General features: G+C 38.3%; 18 protein-coding genes. 3 read left to right on the forward strand and 15 right to left on the reverse strand.

The window, feature by feature from the left end:
- Positions 1 to 192 precede the first annotated feature (192 nt).
- The 15 genes from BW980_RS11885 to BW980_RS11955 form a co-directional block, all read right to left on the reverse strand.
- Positions 193 to 897, reverse strand: coding sequence for a hypothetical protein (locus BW980_RS11885; protein WP_076455423.1), 705 nt, complete (start codon positions 895 to 897; stop codon positions 193 to 195).
- Positions 898 to 976: 79 nt separating this feature from the next.
- Positions 977 to 1,369 (reverse strand): hypothetical protein, encoded by a 393-nt coding sequence (locus BW980_RS11890; RefSeq protein WP_076455424.1) that lies wholly within the window; start codon positions 1,367 to 1,369, stop codon positions 977 to 979.
- 75 nt (positions 1,370 to 1,444) lie between these two features.
- Entirely contained in the window at positions 1,445 to 1,993 is a 549-nt protein-coding gene (locus BW980_RS11895) for an SMI1/KNR4 family protein (protein WP_076455425.1), read from the reverse strand.
- A 277-nt stretch (positions 1,994 to 2,270) separates the two neighbouring features.
- Complete coding sequence (locus BW980_RS11900; RefSeq protein WP_076455426.1) at positions 2,271 to 2,642, reverse strand: hypothetical protein; 372 nt, start codon at positions 2,640 to 2,642, stop codon at positions 2,271 to 2,273.
- Entirely contained in the window at positions 2,629 to 3,117 is a 489-nt protein-coding gene (locus BW980_RS11905; protein ID WP_076455427.1) for a hypothetical protein, read from the reverse strand. The genes BW980_RS11900 and BW980_RS11905 overlap by 14 nt, the downstream gene beginning before the upstream one ends.
- Positions 3,110 to 3,496, reverse strand: a complete 387-nt coding sequence (locus tag BW980_RS11910; RefSeq protein WP_076455428.1) for a carboxypeptidase regulatory-like domain-containing protein — start codon at positions 3,494 to 3,496, stop codon at positions 3,110 to 3,112. The genes BW980_RS11905 and BW980_RS11910 overlap by 8 nt, the downstream gene beginning before the upstream one ends.
- A gap of 37 nt (positions 3,497 to 3,533) precedes the next feature.
- Positions 3,534 to 4,235, reverse strand: a complete 702-nt coding sequence (locus BW980_RS11915) for a hypothetical protein (protein ID WP_076455429.1) — start codon at positions 4,233 to 4,235, stop codon at positions 3,534 to 3,536.
- Between the two features lie 32 nt (positions 4,236 to 4,267).
- On the reverse strand, positions 4,268 to 5,008 hold the full coding sequence (locus BW980_RS11920; RefSeq protein ID WP_076455430.1) for a receptor L domain-containing protein: 741 nt from the start codon (positions 5,006 to 5,008) through the stop codon (positions 4,268 to 4,270).
- A gap of 111 nt (positions 5,009 to 5,119) precedes the next feature.
- Positions 5,120 to 7,798, reverse strand: a complete 2,679-nt coding sequence (locus BW980_RS11925; protein WP_076455431.1) for a toxin-antitoxin system YwqK family antitoxin — start codon at positions 7,796 to 7,798, stop codon at positions 5,120 to 5,122.
- A gap of 27 nt (positions 7,799 to 7,825) precedes the next feature.
- Positions 7,826 to 8,386 (reverse strand): hypothetical protein, encoded by a 561-nt coding sequence (locus tag BW980_RS11930; RefSeq protein ID WP_139327667.1) that lies wholly within the window; start codon positions 8,384 to 8,386, stop codon positions 7,826 to 7,828.
- Positions 8,387 to 8,550: 164 nt separating this feature from the next.
- On the reverse strand, positions 8,551 to 9,150 hold the full coding sequence (locus BW980_RS11935) for a hypothetical protein (protein ID WP_076455433.1): 600 nt from the start codon (positions 9,148 to 9,150) through the stop codon (positions 8,551 to 8,553).
- A gap of 283 nt (positions 9,151 to 9,433) precedes the next feature.
- Positions 9,434 to 10,681: a beta-ketoacyl-ACP synthase II gene (gene fabF, locus BW980_RS11940; protein WP_175609884.1), complete on the reverse strand. Its 1,248-nt coding sequence runs from the start codon at positions 10,679 to 10,681 to the stop codon at positions 9,434 to 9,436.
- 50 nt (positions 10,682 to 10,731) lie between these two features.
- The gene (locus BW980_RS11945) at positions 10,732 to 11,322 is read right to left on the reverse strand and encodes a TetR/AcrR family transcriptional regulator (RefSeq protein ID WP_076455435.1); all 591 of its coding nucleotides are present in this window, start codon (positions 11,320 to 11,322) and stop codon (positions 10,732 to 10,734) included.
- 124 nt (positions 11,323 to 11,446) lie between these two features.
- Positions 11,447 to 11,965, reverse strand: coding sequence for a hypothetical protein (locus tag BW980_RS11950; protein ID WP_175609885.1), 519 nt, complete (start codon positions 11,963 to 11,965; stop codon positions 11,447 to 11,449).
- Positions 11,966 to 12,079: 114 nt separating this feature from the next.
- Positions 12,080 to 12,826, reverse strand: coding sequence for a DUF6882 domain-containing protein (locus tag BW980_RS11955; RefSeq protein WP_076455437.1), 747 nt, complete (start codon positions 12,824 to 12,826; stop codon positions 12,080 to 12,082).
- A 628-nt stretch (positions 12,827 to 13,454) separates the two neighbouring features.
- Here BW980_RS11955 and BW980_RS11965 point away from each other — a divergent pair.
- From BW980_RS11965 to agaA, 3 genes are all read left to right on the forward strand, one after another.
- Positions 13,455 to 16,121 (forward strand): PAS domain-containing sensor histidine kinase, encoded by a 2,667-nt coding sequence (locus tag BW980_RS11965; RefSeq protein ID WP_076455439.1) that lies wholly within the window; start codon positions 13,455 to 13,457, stop codon positions 16,119 to 16,121.
- A 546-nt stretch (positions 16,122 to 16,667) separates the two neighbouring features.
- Complete coding sequence (locus BW980_RS11970) at positions 16,668 to 18,755, forward strand: toxin-antitoxin system YwqK family antitoxin (RefSeq protein ID WP_076455440.1); 2,088 nt, start codon at positions 16,668 to 16,670, stop codon at positions 18,753 to 18,755.
- Between the two features lie 473 nt (positions 18,756 to 19,228).
- Entirely contained in the window at positions 19,229 to 20,848 is a 1,620-nt protein-coding gene (agaA, locus tag BW980_RS11980; protein WP_076455442.1) for a beta-agarase AgaA, read from the forward strand.
- Positions 20,849 to 20,913 lie beyond the last annotated feature (65 nt).

A 20,913-nucleotide genomic window follows, 5' to 3' on the forward strand; every position in this document is an offset into this window, starting at 1 on the left:
CTTGCTAGATAATGTCATTTTTTCTGTATCAATTTCTAACTGTGTTAAATGTCTGTTATCTATTCTGCCACAGCTGTTTTAATAGCTTTTGGAGTGTATTTGGGTTTTTCGTGAAGTATGGTTATTAGTTCTCTATTAGAGTACTCTTTATATAACTTTTGTAATTCATTCATAACTATTTAATATAAAAGCTTATTTAAAACTCTTTGGGTAGCGATTAATTTGTAGGTCGTTAATGGTAGCATTTTCCCATTGCTTGATATTTAACCCTAAAGCGGTGTTAATTTGTTTTAGCTTTTCGAGTCCTTCCATTTGATTGTCCTTAGGGCAAGGAAACCCGAACTCGAATACCAATTGTCCTTGTTGGTAAAACCCAAAGAGATACATGGTGTGATTGGAATTTACCCAGTAAACCACCGCTTTGTATTGGTCATTTTTTTCATATAAACGGGTTTCATATAAGTAGGCCCTATAGGTTTCGTTTAAGGCGTCAGCACCGGAGAAAATTACATTGCCGCTCTCCCTATAATAATCTTTTAAGAACAATTCCTGTGGTTGATACAATAGCATGCCGTACATAAAGGATTCTCCCCAAACGGAATCTTTGAATATTACGGATTGCTCATCGTATACAGGAGGGTTTTCTTCGTTTGTTTTTTTAAAATCCTTGAATTTTCCCATAAAGGGAAAAACTTGGTCTAGATTGGTAAAAACATAGGCATCGTCATCGTTATCAATACTCCATTCGTTATCAAAAGGCGCTTTTCGCAACCACGCTTTTAAGTTTTTATTGGTAAGTTGGGCCACATCATCGTCCCATTCCAAAGGTTTCTTGGGGTTACATGAGATAAAGGAAAGCGTTGTAACAAATAGGAAGAAAAACATTTTGGTTTTCATGGGTAGGTATTTTTATTCGTTAATAAATTAGGGTCTCGGAGCCCCCTTTTTATTTATAGGAAATTGGCTTTCATGTTTTTTAGGAAGTGGTTTTTAATAGCTCTTCCTTGATGGCGCGTCTGTCGTTTTTATGGAATTCCTTAAGGGGAAGCTTGATTGTTTTAGAGGTTTTCGTAGTAAAAACAAATTTTTTGCCCTTTTCCGTAAAATAGGTATCCTTTAAATCGCTATACCGCACCATACGCTTGGCCTGTATGGGGCTCAGGCTAAATTCTAAATGATCTTCGTCCAGAATTAAGGCCTTATGATTCTGTTGCCAAAAATATCTAAAGATTAAAACCAGAAGCGGCGGAATCAGTATAGGGTTGATGCTTCCGGTCTTTTTAAAAAACATAAACGAGATACCTATAACGACTACAATGGCAACAAGTATGATTTTGTTGGTGTTCGGGTTGAGTTTATATACTTTCATTATAATTTGTGGTTTGTTCGATAAGTTTATTGGATGCCAAAATTCCGATTAGCCCGGCGGGGATAAATAATTTTTTTAATTGTCATGGTATTCTAGTTTTTGGTGAACCCAGTTTTTAAAGTGCGAATCGTTGACATTCATAATTTCGCTTCCGGTTTTGGGTATGGTGACATGAAATGTAGCGCTTACCCATTTTTGAAAATCGGGGTTTATACTTTCATCATCGTCATCACTGTTCCATTCCTCAGCCGTTTTTGTCATATCTGCACTGCCTATTTCCGAATAGCCTATGGCCAGCATACGCAAAAAATCGACAAAAGAATCGGCCAATATGTAGAGGGCATCTCCTTCGGAGCCTAGATGCACAATTTTTTGATGGCCATCGTCATCTGCCCATAAGGCGTAGAGCGAACCATCGGGTCCTGTTCCAAAAACACCGAATCGGTCAGATACATCTTCGGAATCGAACCACGAACCTATACTCTCGCCATCATCTGCCATTAACTCAAAGCCACCGCTGATGGGATAATCGTTTTCATCGATCCAGTCGCATAATAGTTTTAATGCTTTTGGCACTGATAGGGTTTTGGGAATGCCATTTTTAATTTCTGAAAAAGTTCTCATGTCATTAATTTGAATTGTGAAGAGCCAAAATTATGAGCGGACAAGATGGTATTTATCCCCAAAAACAGGGATTTCGTTGAAGTGGTTGTTGTAAAAGAAAAAGAGGGTTATAGTACTTGATACCGTTGAAAGCGGCTTTGTAAATAGTTTTTTGTTTCCCGGTCTCTATACAATCATCAATTTTTATGGAAGTTAGTAGCACAGGATATTTGATTTATAGTTCAGAAAGTAAATGGTCTACAATGTTCTTTATATTTGGATCTTTATATGAGTGCAATTAAACTAGCGTACTCATGATTTTTGTATAACTTATATTTGAAGCATCACCTAAACAGAATTTTCCATGTACCCATCGTAGGGTGTTATAATCGTTTTGCCCTAACCAAAGTTCACCGTCTTCCCACCATTCAAAAATACTATCATCAGTACAGGAATGAAATTCTAAAACGGCTTCATATCTAAAATTATTAGCTACAGTATATAGATCTAGTAATTCGTTAATAATCATTTTATTAACTCCAAAAGCAATTGCGCGATATTTGAGAGCTTCTAACTCTTTTTGTGTAGCTGGAATCAAGGCGCTTCTGTGTTTTTTAGGAAGTGTGTGCAACAATGCCTTTATTTCATCTTGGTTGTTAGTCGTTTTCATAACTCATGTGTTCGCCAAAAGTGTCAGCACAGGGTTTTAACCATTGCTGCATTTTAGAGTTCTTTTTTAAATACTGTTTTGGTTCTATTCCTATTGTGCTTATATCAATATGGCGTATAAATTTTACATCGAGTGCTGATTCTAAAGCAGGGATTATAAGCGGAAATTTAGTATAAGATGCTAGTTTTGGCCACGGTATTAGTCTGCGATATTTAAGCTGTTGTGATTCTACCGTTAGTCCACTTTGTCGCCATTGCGCTATAAAAAGTCGGTCTTTTCGTTCTAGTTGTGCTATCCAATCTCCTGTAATGCGCATGCTTAATGTAAGTTTTAAATCTTCAGGTTTTAATTGGTTACGGCTGTAAAGCCAATGTTCTATATTTACCGTGCTCATGGTGAGTGTCATGCCCCAATATTCCTTACTGTATTTAAGGTTTAAGGATGAAAGCCAGTTTTTTAAAGATTCTTTATTCATTAGTTCTATAGTTTATTTTTTTCTTTAAATATATGGTGTCAAGATTACGGGAAGCACCTTTTTTAGTGCCGCCACCTCGGGGATTGATAAATGAAATATAGGTGGTTTTATAGCCTTCTTTTTTTACAGGGATGTTATATGCAATAGGAGGAGCTTCCATAATGAATAATTCTGAAAGTAAAAATTGGTTGTAGCGTTTTTCTGGAAGATAAAAATACCCACTACTATCGGTTGTTGTTTCCCCAATGGAACAATTTACAATAGGGTGTTTTTGGATATTGACTACGGTTCCATAGAGTGCATGTTGTTCTAATCTAGATATGCAACTAGAGAGTGTTACTAAAAGTACGGCTATGGTGATTGTTTTGTTGCTAGTCATTTGTCACAGTTGTTATTTTCGAGGGTTCTAATCACTATTATCTAAAAATACCTTTATCAGCCTCTATATAGTTGCATATTTTTTCAAAGTTTGGCCACTGTTGCACTTTACCCTCATTATCCGTCATGCTTTCTATCAATTCGGGTTGAATGACCTCCGAATAGGGAAAGGCCTTTTGGTCTTGCCAATGGCAGTTTTTGTCCACTTTATATTCGGGTATTTCAAATCCCCAATAATCATGGGTAAGCAACAAATGGGCGAATTGTTTTTGGGCCCTTATGCGCCCGTGATTGTAGTGGGCTATAAAGCTATTGGCTACGTGAATGGTTTTGGCTACATAAATGTCGCTACCGGAACAAATGAAATTTTCCACCTCTAGGTTTCCCATTACGACCAAGGAAGTGTTGATATCTATTTCTGCATCTATGATCAAATGGTCTACGCTAAGGTTACCCTTGACCACCATGCTGTTTTCCGAAATAGAAGACAGGTCCAGTTGCTCTAAATTCAGATCGTGATCGTAATAGAGTGCCGTGGGTTCGGGCACTTGAAACGCTTGCTCACTTGTGGGCATTGTTTCTAGGTATGCCTCGGGAAGCAAGCCCTTCAATTCACCGAGCATATCTTCTTGCTCCTTTTTTGCTTTAGGGCTATTGCTGTATTTGTACTCTTCAATTAACCTGAGTGTGGGGAAGTCGGGAATCTCCTCCGATAGTTTTATAAGGCTCTTTGTTGTCATGGGCGGTATGGGGTATACGTTTTTCGATTCGTTTAATTAGAGCAGTTACCATCGATTATATCCTGTAAGATGGGATTGTATGCGTTCCCTTGGGTAATAAAACTAATGGTTTCGACATTTTCGGCAAGGCAATTGCCCAAGGCACAAAAGTCGCTTAAATTGGAATTGAGATATATTTTGATTTCAGAACTATGGGAAAGGCCTTCAAGGGCACTAATATCCGTTAGGCTGTTATTGTTCGTGAGTAAGAGCTCTTGGACTTTATTTAAGCTGTTGAATCCCTCTAAATTCCCCAGCGCAGGGTTGTTCATTACAGACAGTTGTACACCCACCGTTTCTAAATTTAACAGACCTGATAGGTCATTAAGAGTGGGGTTATCGTTAATGTTTAAAGCTTCCGAAAGTTCGGTTAAATTTTCAAGTCCGTTTAAAGAGGTCAACTCGGGGTTATTGCTAATTTGCAAATTATTTAGGCTTGCAATGCGCTCCAATCCCTCAAGGGAGGTCAACACATCGTTATAACTGATAAGGATGCTGCCCTCTACTTCTTTTAGATGGGCCAATGCGCTTAAATCTTCAACATTTTCCGTATAATGAACGACCAGATTACCACCTATTGTTTTGTAATTCTGTATGCTGGGGTCATCCAAATCCGCTTGGGAACGAATCTCCAAATCCCCGTCTAAAAAGGTGCTTTCAGCAGTGGTATCATCGTCCGTATTACAAGAAAGGAAAGTGAAAATGGTTACCAGTAAAAGTCGGGACTTTGTCATTTTTATGGTTTTTGGTTTTTTCAAAAGTAATGTGGCCGTATGGCGCAAAGCTCCCTGAAAACAGGGATATTGCTTTTTTGGGCAATGCCCGATGCCATGACGCTTTGCGGACTATCGATTATCGAATAAATCAATTTGTAAAAGATCACTTCCCCTTACTTTTAAATCATAGCCCAGTCTATAAGACAAAATACGTTCGCCATAATCTTTGTACAGTTTTGGAACAATCTCGGCACCAAATAAAAGTTCCTGATTTTCGTTGTAGGCTTTTAAGGTAACGGTACCGTTCTGTTTACTTAATTGGGCATATTTCTCCGAAGGAAACCTACGGGAGGTTTTTAGCCAAACGGTGCCCTCTTGCAACTCACCATTATTGAAAACGGCTTTGTACTTGGGCTTGTTGTTGCTATACTGCACCACTTCGCCCTGCAATTCGCGGTATGCCTCAGTGTAGGTAAGCAGGCGTTTACCCTCTAGATCAAAAACCTCTTTCTTTTGGGTGTGTTCATTGAGATAGGTGGTAACGGTTTTAATGTTTTGGTAATTGTTTTGAAACTTAATTTCGGTCAGCCTGGTGTCTTTAACGATGCTTCCGTCTTTATATATTTTTTCGTTGCCATACGAGTCGACCAAAACACCGTCGTAGGGCTCGTTGTTTTTATATAGCAGACGATAGGTTTTACCGGTATTTTTATCGTAAGATGTGGCATAGCCTTCGCGTTTGCCATCCTTATACAAGACTTTCGATATCTCCTTTCCGGTTTTGTCATATGTAATGGTATAGCCATCTTTTACACCATTTTTGTAGTTCTTCTCTAAGGTCTTGGTATTCTTTGCCTCGTAGGATGTACGGATGCCCGTCCATTTTATAAAGGTACCGTGCTTTTTATCGTTGAGATACTGTCCTTCTTCCTTAATGGTTGTTCCATTCCCGGCGTAACGTATATACTTCCCGTGTCTTTTTCCCTCTTTAACCTCGTATTTTCTATAGCTGTTCTTGTCGTACACTACACCAGACCACGGTTTTCCGTTTTTAAAAACAGCCTTGCCGATCAGGGTGCCTTGTTCAGAGTAAAATGCCGATTCGCCATTGGCATTGATAACTTCGCGAAGCACGTTCTTATGGCCTTTTATGCTCCTGTCATACTCCATCCGGTAGTCTTTACGGCTTACGAGTTCGCCATTTTTTTGGGTGGATATTTCCTTAATCGCATCGGATTGGGAATGATACTCATAAAAAGTACCTGTCTGGGTCGTATAATCGAACTCTGAAATTTGTTCGCCTTTTTCGTTGAAGAAGACACCCTTTTCCTTCTCTTCGGTTTCCGGATTATAGAATAGCTCGGATCGTTTGTTTCCGTTGCTAAAATAGAAGGTGTGCTTTATGGGTTTTTCCTTTTCATTGTATATAATGTCTTGCCTGAAGCAATTGTCATCCCTATAATTAAATAAGGTTTTTTTGGTCTTTTTGTAGTTGTTGAAGGTGGTCTTCTCCTCGATTCTGTTTTTATGGTCGTGGAACAACATGGTCCCTTCCACGGGAATCGGGCGATATGACCCATTCTCCAGTTTGTCTGGAACCCCCATATCTTTGCTAGTGGCTACCTTTAATGTTGCAATCGGTTTTCCTATGGTATCGTAGTATGTGATGATAGAGTCTTTTAATGCGGCAAATGTCTTTTTGGAATTAAGGTAAGGATAAAGGGCTTTTGTAATAATGCTGTTTTTATAGGAGACAATTTGGTTCCTATCATTTCGAAGTGTACCATTTAACACCCCGTTTTTTTGGGTAAACTCCCCTAGTTTTTTACCATCATCGGTATAGGAGACGGTTTTTACAATTTTATTATGGTCGTAAAATCGCTCACGTATGAGAATGGAGTACGTATTGAAATCTTTACTATTGACCAGGTTCTCGGCCTCGTAAGTTTCAATTCTTTTAACGGTTCTTTCGTCGGTGTAAAATTTAAAGAGCTTACCGTGGTATATCGATAATTGATCAAGTTCGCCCTTATACTGCAAGGTCCCTATCACTTTGCCCTTTTCGTCAAAGTAGGTCTTCATTTTTTGTATAGTATCAAAACTACTACGTTGTTGTCCGTTGGGGTAATAGGCGTAAGCATACCATTCAAAGCCATCTTTGATTCTCGCAATTCGCTTAGGGCGCATGGGCATCTTGTAATAGCTTACCGAGGTGCCGTAGTCATTGCCAAAGTCCAATGCATGGTAGGTACCCAATAACTTTCCTTCGGTATCATAGAACAGCTTTTTGTAAACGCTGCCCTGCTTATAGAAATATTCCTCGCGGGCACCCTTTTTGTCGGTATCGTAAATAATTTCCTTTATTGGGGAATTGTCCTTGTAGGCAACTTCCCGTATATGGTAGATGCAATTTTCTTTTGGTGTTTCTTTGGTTTCGGGGATGTCTTTTTTATGGGTATTCTTTTTACATGTATCGTACTTATAGTAAGTACATAGGCCGTTTAATTTATTGTTTGTATAAGTTTCGGTTTGCATTGCTTTACCATCCCTACGGTACCAAGTGGCCTTTCCTTCGAGGATCACGCTGTCCTTAAATTTGGAAAGACCGGTCATTTGCAGGGTACCGTTCAGGTAATAGTCGTTAATGCGATAAAGGCTAGAGGTTTCCTTCTTAACCGGCGGCCTGTAATAATGTGCGTTGTCTTTGGTGGTTTTGTTCCAATTATGGTCAAACCATAGGGTGTCTTGTTGGGCCAAAGCGTTTATGGAAAAAGACGCTATTAAAAGAAGCGTTGTATATAATTTCATGGAGTTGGTATTAATGGTATTCGTTTTTTATAAACTATCATCTGGGTATAGGGCATCGTACAGTTCGTTAAAGAGGTGTACGGACCAAAAATAACGTTCGGGCTGATTGCCTAGAATAAGTTCCATTTCTTCATTTTCTTTAGAAAAGTAGACCAAGTAGTCTTTCTGATACGATTTATAATAAAATATATCCAGTCCTACTTTTATACCAAGCATAGGCAATATCTCCTGTTTAAGGTTTTCTTGATTTATATGGCGCACATGGTACACAAAGGGTTTTGTGGGAAAGGGGTGCTCGTCATCATAAGAAGAAGAACTAAAACGCATGTCGCTTACAATTTGACGTAATTTTTTATAGTCTATCTGTGGGAAATAAAACATTGTGTTCTCAATACTGCTCAAGGTGCGTTCCCATAGCTTCTGTAAAGGGTCATCGGGTTTTAAAAGCAGGGTGTCGTTTGTGCTGTTATTTAAAAAATAATCTCGGGTATTTAGTGGTTTTGATTTATAATGGATATAAAGTTGTTCCGGGGCTGTATCGTTCCACAAAAAAGAGCATTCTTCATCAGGGTTGTTTATTGCTATCAAGTAATTTTGTGTTTTTTTCCCAAAAAGACGTTTAAGGATATTTTTATGTTCATCTTTTTTCTCTTTAAGAATCTCTACATATTCTTCCAGATTATTGTAAAGCCAATAGGTGGTGCAGTCCTGTAACAAGTCGCTGTTCAATATCTTAAAAAAGTTCTTGGAATTTATGTAGCGGTCTGTAAAACAAACAGGGGTTTCAGGTCTTTTTTTTCGTATAGCAAAGGGAGCAGTTCAAAAGCATCCTTTATAGGTATGCTGGGGTCTGCAATAGTATCGGAAACCTTAAAATAAGAATTGTTCAAGCATAGTTTTTGTAATTCTTTAAGGTCGTTGAATGCTACTGGCAAGAACACTAGGTTATCGCCGTCGATATCGATAATCAAAACCTTTTGTTGGTGTTTTTCAAATAGCCCATTAAGATAATTATAACGCGCTACTTCGTCGGTTTCGAGTTCTTCGTTGGTGTGGTCATAGGGAACTTCAATGTGATGGAAAAATTTATAAATGTCCAAAGCATCATACATATCAAAACAATAGTCGTTCACATATACCAACTCCAATTCGTCTAGTTTATCGATGATGAAAAGGGTGATTCTGTCTTGAGGGGTTAGTTTTTTCTCAGGATACAGCTTTTCAAAGTCAATTTTTTTTTCAAGATAAAAGACGTCTTCGAGTTCGGCTTTTAATTCGGGGTTAAAATGTGATTTAAAAAGTAGTTCACAGATGCGTGTTAATGTGTTTAACGACTGCTCTTTGAGGTTCATATGAGTAGGTGTTGTTAATTTGAACCACAAAAATGATATATAGGCCAAGAGGATTTATCCCTATTTTCAGGGAAATATCAGCCTTTTATGAGGTAGATTGGCAATTGGGGCAGTATGGGATAAATCCTGGGTGCGCCCCTCATGGGGGGGGTATTGGGGGACGTTTTCATGTGATCGGTACGAGCAGTACGCCCCAGTCAGTTTGGGGATGTGTTGGAATTGGGAACGTCCCCACCCTGCCCCCTTCAAAGGAGGGATTGTTGTGAGACCTTTTTATGTATGGTTAGCCAACATATTTTTTTAGTATAAGGGCAGCACAATGTCCTCCAAATCCAAAACTGTTACTCAAGGCGTAATTAATATCTTTAGATGTTTTTTTACCGAGGGATAAGTTCAGTTTTTTTGATATGTTTTCATCTACTTCGGTGGTGTTTATCGTCGGGGGAATCAAAGCTTTTTTTACCGATAAACAAGTGGAAATGGCCTCTATAGCCCCTGTTCCCCCCAATAAATGTCCTGTCATAGATTTAGTCGCACTAATTTGAATTTTATCGAGATTTGAATCAAATAGCCTTTCGATGGCTTTAATTTCAGACAAGTCTCCTAAACCTGTAGATGTGGCGTGCGCATTTATATAATTAATTTCTTTTGGCGTAATATTCGCTTCGCTTATTCCGTTTTGCATGGCTAAAAATCCTCCAAGTCCTTCAGGGTGTGTGCCGGTAATATGATAGGCATCTGAACTTTCCCCACCTCCAACAACTTCGGCATAAATTTTGGCATTTCTCCTTATCGCGGAATCCAAACTTTCTATGATTAAGGCTCCAGCTCCTTCACCAACAACAAAGCCATCCCTCTTTTTATCAAATGGTTTTGAGGCGGAACTATAATCTTCATTGTTGGTGGACATGGCCTTCATTGCGTTGAACCCTCCAATTGAAGCCTCTGTAATTGGAGCTTCCGAGCCACCTGCGATAATGATATCTGCCTTTCCTAATCGGATATAGTTAAAAGCTTGAATTATACTTTGAGTTGATGAAGCACAGGCCGTTACCGGACAATAGTTTACACCTCTTAATCCGTTATTGATTGAAATGGTTCCCGATAAACCATTAGAAATTATTTTGGTTATAAAAAATGGATTAAACCGAGGGGTAAAATGGTTATTGGTATAATCGATTATTTCCTTTTCAAAAGTTTCAAAGCCACCGATTCCGCTAGAGAATATCACACCAATTCTATTCGTGTCCAATTTTGAAAATTCCAGTTCAGCATCTTTGATAGCCTCTTCTGACGCGATTAGTCCGTATTGACTAAACCTATCGAGCTTTCTAGCTTCCTTGCGGTCAAAATAGTTCAAAGCATCATAGTCCTTTATTTCACAAGCAAATTGGGTTTTGAATTTGTTCGCATCGAAACGTGTTATTTTGTTCGCCCCTGAAACCCCTTTCAATAAATTATCCCAATACTCTTTTACGTTTTTACCAATAGGCGTAATGGCTCCCAGTCCTGTTATTACTACTCTTTTCATCATTGTATATTTTGCATATACCGTAAGGTATATGACGGGTTAAATTTTTTTTACTCTTGTTTTAATTGAAGAATTTCTGTTTCGAGATATTCTATATTGTTTAATAATATTTCTGGTTTGTCCAGTGTTTTGGCCAGTAAGATGCTACCCTCGATCATAGAAATCATTCGGTATGAAAATTGGTTGGCGTCTATTTCTTTAAGTTCCTTTTTATTGATTCCATCCTCTAAAATGGAAGTGACGTTATGGTGCCAATTGTGAATGGTTTTTACGACTTCCTTATTCAATAGATCATTTCCGTCATCTGAATCTACAGCCGTATTCAATATGGCACAACCACCGTTTTTAAAAATCGGTTTAAAGGCTGTTTTGTAATGGTTTAAGAAAGCGATTAATTTATCTGTCGCCTTGTTTTCTTGTTCAATTTTATCTAGTATTTGTCTCGTCTGGAATTTATAGTTGTACCGAAAAGCTTCTAGCGCAACCTCGTTCTTATCTTTAAAGTTACCGTAAATACTGCCCTTTGTTAATCCCGTAGCTTTGGTTAAATCGGACAAATACGTTCCCGTATATCCCTTTTTATTGAATATAGAGGCGGTTTTCTCAATTATTAATTGCCGGGTTTTTTCCGATCGTACCATATTGCTAATATACTCTACGGTATATGGATAGGCAAATTTTTATTTCGATTTTGTTTCTTCAGCTTTTGAGGGACGTGTTTTTTGTCCCTGTTGGCTAAGGGCCTAATTAACGGTTTATGCTTTTTTAGAGATTATCTATTTTTTTGTTCAGCAGTTCAAAATCAGGTTCTAAGAAAGGAAGGGCGAATAGATTTATAGAGAACATCTTGTTCTTCTTGTGGAATAAGATAAAGTAACCAAATTTGCGGTTATCCGAAAAAATTTCATAGGTCACATAATTTGTAGAATTTATGGTAATGTTATCGACTTTAGTATAATCTAGTTCCTTAGAATCTAATAACTCTACGGTTTGGTCCATAACAAAAGCCATAAAATGATTTTCTTCTACATCTAAAGGAAAGGCCGTGGTTTTATTATATAAGCCTAAGACGCCTTTATTCGTTATCTGTTCTGCCTGTAACTCGTAAGTAATTATATCATCATCTTCAACAAACTTTTTAAATTCAGATTTGACCTCTGTAAAATATTGGTCAATTTGTTCTTCGGTGTAGAGATCGCTTAACCGTATGACTTGGTCGATATCTTTTTCGGTTGTGGGTATTTCTTTCTTTTCCGCATGGCAAGAAATCAGAAGTAGGACCACAAAAATCAGCGGGTATATGTTTATTATATGTTTTTTCAATGTGTGTAGACCTATGGTGATATCGAGGGCCGGACCAAAGGAAAGTGTATCTGACCTCTATGGTTCTTAAACGTTTTATATTTTTCCTTTCAAGGACTTCAGCCGGTTCAATTCGTCAAATTCCGCTACAACCACTTTACCATTTCTCATTCCTTCAACCTTATCTTCTGAAATAGCTAATTGAAACTCTCGGTCGATCAGATAATTCATAAAGGCGCTTTTATGGTTCAATTCCATTCCACTTATTAATTGAGGGAAGCAGCTCATTATTTTTTCAAAATTGTTTTTGTCAATACCGGGTATTTTATCGTCATCTATGGTTACAACAAGGCTTCCTTGCCCATAATTGGCACAGTAATAGCTTTTTGAGCCAAACAAGCCACAAACCATCATACCAATTTTGTGTTCAAAGCCTTCCTCCACATTAAAATGGGGATCGGTCAATTCTTTAATATGCTTCTCTTCCCCTATGGCCTTAAGCTGCTTGGATTGAATTAACAGGTTTTCAGGCATTCCGCTTTGTGTATTGGCCCAAGCCCACATCCAAGAGTTATCGTTAAAAGAAAGCGAACCGATTATTTGAATGGGAAAAGCTAGGGAATCAAACATGATTTTTCCCTTTCCCATATCAAGCTCCCAAGCTTTTGAACCGATTACATCTCCGAAAATCATTTGTTTTTCAAAGGATAGTCCCGCATTTTGACCAACAGCTTCCTCAAAATTTTTGTAATCGTTTTTTTTAAGTACTTTGAATGTGGAAGAATCAATTTTAGGATTCCCTTTCTGTTTCTTTCCTCCAAAGAGGTTGTCTAATATTCCCATAGCGAAAGCTTTCTGTTTGTTTTATTAACCCAAGGTGCTTTGGATTTATTGTTCCGGTATCAAGCTCTCTATTAAATATTTTGGTTTAAACTCAGATAAACTCATGAAATTTTCAAATGTCAAAGTTTGGTAATCCTTAATCCCTGTTTTTTATCGGAATTGATAGCGAAAACTTTTGAGCGGCATTTTGGACAATAGATATCTTGAGTAAAATAGGAATCAGGATTTTGCCTGTCCGCAACGAGTCCGATCAACCTTTGAATAGTAGGGCCTGTTTTTAGTGTTTTATCTTTTTCATTCGCTTCGGATACTATTTCGGCTATAGGCTTCCAGGCTTCGTTTTGTAAGCCACAAAAATATGTGACTACCATACCATCGTTTGAACTGTAAATATATTCCCCATAGTTGAAATCCGATAATAACGGGGCATCAAATTTATGTCCTTAACCAGGTTGGGTGCAATTTGCCTCAAATGTAGCTATATACTAAAACCGCTGGCAATTTTACGATAATTCGCTTAATGTTGTAAGATTTTATTTAAATAAAAAACAGCTGTTCAATCCAGCTATTCTATTCTATATCACTAATTTTCATTACCTTAAGTAAAAATTATATAAAATTTGAATGATTGGGTGTAGCTAAAAACAATTCGAAGTCACAGAAAGAGTATCAGAAAATGTTCATAGACCAGGCCTCTACTGCAATGGCTATGGTCGATAATGACATGTGCTACATTGCAGCGTCTCGATCATGGATAAAAGATTATGGCTTGGAAGGAATTGAAATAATAGGCCGTTCGCACTATGAAATCTTTCCTGAAATAGGTGAAGACTGGAAAGCTATACACAAAAGATGCCTAAACGGTGCTACGGATATTTGTGAAGAAACGGCTTTTAAGCGTAAAAATGGTTCCATACAATGGATCTATTGGGATGTTCGCCCTTGGTTTATATCAGAGGACAAAATTGGCGGAATTTTAATACATACCGGCGATGTTACACGTCGAAAGGAAAAAGAGCTGGAAAAAGCCAGAATTGATGACATACTTGAAAAAACAAATGAAATTGCGCGAATCGGGGCTTGGGAGCTAAACCTTGTAACAAAAGAGGTGTATTGGAATAAGATAACTCGTGAAATACACGAGGTTTCAGAAGATTTTACACCCATTTTTGATAGTGGGGTCAATTTTTTTAAGGAAGGAGAGAGTAGGGATAAATTACTAAAAGCGTTTGAACGTGCCGAGGAAGACGGCACTCATTTTAATCTAGAATTAGAAATTATTACCGCCAAGGGAAATGTATGTTGGACTAGGGTGGTAGGAAGGGCAGAATACTTGAATGGAAAACGGACCAGGCTTTTTGGAATAATACAAGACATTAATAAAACCAAACTTGCCGAACAGCAATTAAACAAGGCCCATTCTGAATTGCAGGCTATATTCGATTCTAAATCGATTATGATCGTATCAACGGATAAGGATGGTGTTATTAACCGTTTTAATCAGGGTGCCGAGGCTTTATTGGGCTATTCTGCGGCTGAAATGGCAGGAAAAGAAAAGCCTAGATTATACATTAACGAAGAAGAAATCATAAAATTCAAAAATGATATTGCAGTACTTAATGGAAGGGACCCGGCCACCTTTGATCATTATGTGAATTTTTCTAAAATAGAGTTGAACGACACTCGTGAATGGACCTATTATAAAAAAGATGGTTCGCCCGTTTACGTAATCTCTACGATTACGGGTATTAAAAATAACGCGAATGCGAATGAAGGATTTATTGCAATCTCAAAAGATATTTCTAAAATAAAGTACGTTGAGAATGAATTACTGAAAAAAAATCAGCTGTTAAATTTTGCGGAACAGATTTCAATGATGGCCAGTTGGAAATGGGATACAGTTGCCGATAAAGTGAAATGGTCACAAAATTTCTATAAAATTTTAGAGCTTGATGAAGACATATCCGACCTTAATTTTAATTCGTATTACAGGTTTGTTCATCCTGAGGATATAAAAATTGTCGATCAACATTTTGAGAACGTAGAAAACGATAAAAAGTGGGAAAGTTTTACACATCGTATAATAACAAGCTCGGGTAAGGTCAAAACCATTCAGCTTTTTGGGGAAGTTTTTACAAACAAAAAGGGGCAGATTATTGAAATGATCGGCACTTGCCAAGATGTTACCGAAATTAAAATGGAGGAAAAGAAGTTCAGAGGGCTTCTAGAATCGGCTCCTGACGCCATGGTTATCGTAAATGACAAGGGGGTAATACAACTGATCAATAAACAATCGGAAAAATTATTCGGATATACCCCGGCTGAATTAGTTGATAAACCCGTAGAAATCTTAATACCCACTAGATTTTATCATAAACATTTAGACCACAGAAATAGTTTTTTCCATTCCCCGATATCTCGAGAAATGGGGCATGGCAAAGAGTTGTACGCCTTAAAAAAAAATGGGGAAGAAATACCCATTCAAATAAGTTTGAGTCCACTTCACACAGAAGAGGGTTTGTTGGTTTCTGCTGCTATACGTGATATTACAAAGCAGAAATTAGCCGAACAAAAAATTAATGACGCAAAAAATAATTTAGAACTCGTAGCTCAAACACTGTCCGATCAAAACAAGCAGCTTGCAGATTTCACCCATATAACCTCGCACAATTTAAGGGCTCCGGTGGCCAACCTTAACGCCTTACTTCAAATATATGATAAGTCAGAAAATGTAGCGGACCGTAAAGATATATTTAGCAAGTTTAAAATAGTTGTTCAGCATCTTACCTTAACGCTTGATACCTTGGTCGATGCATTAAAAACAAAGATTAGTGATTCTGGGGAAGATCTTGAAGATATCGATTTTGCCGAGGTGCTATTAAATACCAAAGAAATACTTAGTGGAGCCATATTAAAGTCCGGCGCCATAATCAAAGGCAACTTTTCCAAGGTTTCTACCATTCCCTATAAGAGAATTTACATGGAAAGCATTTTCCTGAATTTGATCGGAAATGCGATCAAATATAAATCTGAAGACCGCCTACCGGAAATACGTATCACAACAGGGATTGAAAACGGAAAAACCATACTTAAGTTCCATGACAACGGGCTCGGTATTGATTTAGAGCAACACGGGCATAAATTATTTGGATTGAATAAGGTTTTTCACAGGCACCCTGATGCAAAAGGTGTAGGCTTGTTTTTGACAAGAACGCAGATTGAAGCCATGGGCGGCGTTATCTCCGCATCTAGTACGGTTGATGTAGGAACAACGTTCACTATACATTTCAAATAGTTTTTGCCCCTAACACGGTCTTTCTAGCAAAGGCTGCTTCGGCTTTAAGCGGAACTTCCATAGATGCCGCCTTCATCAACATGGGGACGGGGTTCATTTCCCCTGAAAATATTTTAAACAAATTACCGTTTATAGCCTCATAAAGTAATCCTTGGTTTTTTGTAAATGTTATATCCGTTCTGTGCCCATATTCCCTATAGTGCGTAACTAAGCTTGAGTTAAAGCATAGGCCTTATGGGATCCGGGGTGAACATCTTTTTTCCCACTAAAATTAGAGGATTGGTTTAGGCTGGTAAATTAATTATAAGATTAAAAGAAAAATCCTATTTCACATATTGCCATCAAGTTTCGTATAAATATGCATTGCCAAGGGGGCGACACTGGCCCTAGCGGGTGAACCATTTCTCGATTCCCCCCGCTTTTTTTAGCTGCGGAAAAAGGAAGCAAGTCTACCCGTCCCCCCTACCCGCCTTTACCGTGTCTCCTATCTATTAACGCCTAAATTTGCTATGTGCGGTGCCATTTCCGCCTAATTAAAATAAAATCATGAACACAAAATACTACACCCTTTGCCTTTTAGTTTTTACCCTATTCTTTCAAACCGAAATAAACGCCCAAAATGATACCATCTATTACGATCACAATTGGGGCGAAACCACAAAATCAAATGCCAGTTTCTACAGGCCCTTGCCCTTAAAGCAAGACGGGAATAGATATTTGGTAAAGGACTATTATATCGATGGCACCTTGCAATTTGAGGGATGGGAGCTAAGGATGGATTCTACGGAAACGGCCGCTTTGGGCGCCAATACTTATTACGATGGCACCGTAGTGTGGTATTATCCCAATGGTCATAAAAAAGCAATGATTACCTATAAAAACCAAAAAGAGAACGGAGCGATCATCTCTTATTATAAAAATGATGCCGTAAAAAGGGATGTCGAAGTTTTGAACGGCGAATGGCAATCCTCCAAATCCTATGATAAAGAAGGTAAATTATTGACCACATTGCACTATAAAGATGGCAGGCCAAACGAAGGGGTCAGTGAGTGTTTTATAAGTTATAAGGAGGGAAATAGAACAGGAGAACAATTGTATTATGAAAATACCAAAATACTGGCCTATGAACGCATTTGCCCGGAAAAAGGTTGTTATGATGAAAACACAGAGATCTTTTACGACAAAGCCGGAAGGGTGATCCAAAAAAACAACTGCATGGACGAAGAAGTTGTGGATGGCGCGGTCATAAGCTTTTTCAAAGGAGATCGGTGTGGATATGTAAAAGGGATACAATCCATTACAAAAGTTGAATATGGAGGCTTTAACGGCCCCTATACGCGGTATGACAACAATGGTGAAGTAATGTATTCCGGAGTCTACAAAGACAACCAACCTTACGAAGGTACTTTTGAGACGGAAGACGAGGACAATCTTACCTATGTCACAACCTATACCCAGGGGACCAAAAATGGAAAGGAATCGGTATGGAACAAGGGAAAGAAAATTGCCGAAGGATTTTATAAAGAAGGCCTAAAACAGGACGGGACTTTCGTTGAAAAAAGACAGTTTACCGGTTGGTCTAAAATCCCCATTATTGTGAATTTAAAAGAGGGCAAGGAAGAAGGTCAACAAAAATTCTATAATGTCGCCAGGGATATGACCATAGGGTACTACCATGCCAAAGCGGGAATAAAAGAGGGGGCCTATGCCGCTTTTTATTATGACGGGGAAGTACTTGCAGAGGCTACCTATAAAGACGGAAAACCATTTGAAGGTACAGTCTTGTTCAATGACGAATACCGTGCTTATAAAAATGGGGTACGGATTAGGGAAAATGTAGTGATAGACAGTGAAGAACAAGAGCGCTTACAAGCCTTTTCTAAAGGTTCCGATACGGTGGAAGGCGGGTATAACATGGGCGGTTTTGAAATGGCAAGTTCCATTGTCTTTTTAGACACCCACCAGTTTTTCTTCTCACTAAGTGTGGGCAGTATGGATCTGGTTATGTACGGAGCCTATCATTTAAAGAACGGATCCTTGAAACTACAGGTGCCCCAAGAACAAAAACAGGCCTTCGCAGTCTATGGCAGAAAAGATGAGACCCTAAAAGACACCATTCACATTCAGTATTACAATTACAATTCTCCCAGTAAACCCTTACTGCAATTGAACAAGCAATGGTATGCCTTGGACGATGAGCCCCAGGAAGCAATGGAAAACTATTCCCATAGTTATGAAACTTTTCAGGTAGACGTAAAGAAACCCACCTCCTTAAAATTAGGTATCAAAACCAGGGATGGTCAGTCCAACATACTGCATAGCATACTTGAAGCTGAAACCCTTCCCGCGTACAACGATTTTATCATAGCCTATAATGTAACTAGCGATGAAATCAGGAAATTTGAGAACGCTGAATTTACCTTCAAGGGCGAAAACTTAATCGTTGAAGGTAAGGAAAAAAAGAAACTGCTCCTTAGCCCCGAAGATAAAGAAGATGTGTTGGACTATATTATAGAGAACAGGGGCTTTCCGGCTGCCATAAAGAACAATACCTATAAAAAAATAAAGCTGAAGGATAAAATCGTTGACAAAAAAATAAAAAAGTACACCAACCTCATTAAAATCGAAGAATAGGTTTCGTATATAGTTCGCTCTATGTTCATTCCCCAATAAGTAGTTTAGCCTTTATACATATCTCGGTTAATTGATGCTACTTTTCGAAACATGTCCATCGGACTATTATAAGCTATGGATTCATATCTTTTTTCCTTATTGTAATATTCAAAATACTTCGCCAATAGTAGGGACAGTTCCAGTCCTTCATTTGGCGAGTTCGGATACCTTCCCATATTTGACACTTCTCCACAGGCGTCTATGAAGCCCTTGCCTATTAGGGTGTAATATTGATAAAATAGCTTCAAAAGCCTACTACATCGATAAGATTATTCTTTAATAATACTGTGGGAAAATATATACAAATAACAGCTTTGTTCAGTTTTTGTTGAGCTGGCAAAACCAAGAAAACAGACACGGAATTATATATTTGGCGGTGATTCATCTTTTTGTTTGTTGAATTCATTTTTATTAACCCCTAAAATCATATTATCATGAAAAAAAATTATTTTTTATTGTATTTTATTTTTCTTTTGTGTGGCTCTATCGCTGCACAGGACTGGAACGGAATTCCTGTACCTGCCAATCCCGGAAATGGTATGACTTGGCAATTACAGGATAATGTTTCGGATAGTTTTAATTACGTAAGTAGTGAAGGAAATAGGCCTGCTGCCTTTACTAGTAAATGGAAACCTTCCTATATCAATGGATGGACTGGCCCTGGATCAACAATTTTTAATGCACCGCAGGCATGGACCAATGGTTCTCAATTGGCCATTCAAGCACAACCAGCAGGGAATGGAAAATCTTACAACGGAATTATCAGCTCCAAAAATAAGATTCAGTACCCGGTATATATGGAAATTAAGGCCAAGATAATGGACCAGGTACTAGCAAATGCTTTCTGGACCTTGACTGACGACGAGACTCAGGAAATTGATATTATGGAAGGCTATGGCAGTGATCGGGGGGGTACTTGGTTCGCCCAAAGAATGCATTTGAGCCACCATACATTTATTCGTAACCCCTTTACGGATTATCAGCCTATGGGAGACGCTACATGGTATTACAACGGAGGTACACCATGGCGTTCAGCATATCACCGTTATGGATGTTATTGGAAAGATCCATTTACATTGGAATATTATATTGACGGGGTAAAGGTTAGAACGGTCACAAGAGACGAAATAGATCCTAACAATCATCTCGGTGGAACAGGGTTAAATCAGGCAACAAATATTATTATTGATTGCGAAAATCAAACAGATTGGAGGCCTGCGGCTACTCAAGAAGAACTGGCCGATGATAGCAAAAATATCTTCTGGGTCGATTGGATACGTGTGTACAAGCCTGTTGCGGTAAGTGGAGGTGGAAACAACGGTAACGACAGTGCCACTGAATTTCAATATGATTTAGGAACGGACACCTCGGCTGTATGGCCAGGGTATACACGGGTTTCCAACACCACTAGGGCTGGTAATTTTGGATGGGCGAACACCAATGACATCGGATCAAGAGATCGTGGGGCTTCTAACGGAAGGAATAATATAAACCGTGATATTAATTTTAGTTCACAAACGAGGTTCTTCACTCAAGACCTATCCAATGGCACTTATAACGTATTGATCACTTTTGGGGACACCTATGCCCGAAAAAATATGAATGTCGCGGCCGAAGGGCAAAATAAATTAACAAACATAAACACCAATGCTGGGCAATATGTTAATAGGTCATTTGACGTAAATGTCAACGACGGAAAACTAGATTTGCGATTTTCAGTTGGTAATGGCGGCGATGTGTGGTCTATTACAAGAATCTGGATTAGAAAAGTGACGAGCAACAGCGCTAATTTGTTAGCGGCAAAAGGATTAACATTGGAAGACCCTGTGGAAACTACCGAAGTTTTATATCCTAACCCCGCAAAAACAGATGATTTTGTGACTGTTCCTAATAGTGAAATTGGAAGTAGTATAATCATCTATAATAGTGTAGGTCAAGTGGTTAAAAAAGTAAGTGTGGTTTCCGAAAATCAGAAAATATCACTAGAAGGATTTGCTAAAGGAATGTACTTTATCAATTCCAATGGTCAGAGTACAAAACTTATTGTCCAATAAACACAATAACAATTGTCAATTAAACGACAAAGGCGCTCTGATGATACAGAAAGGCCTTTGTCGTT

Source organism: Zobellia uliginosa (genome assembly GCF_900156625.1).
Classification (GTDB): domain Bacteria; phylum Bacteroidota; class Bacteroidia; order Flavobacteriales; family Flavobacteriaceae; genus Zobellia; species Zobellia uliginosa.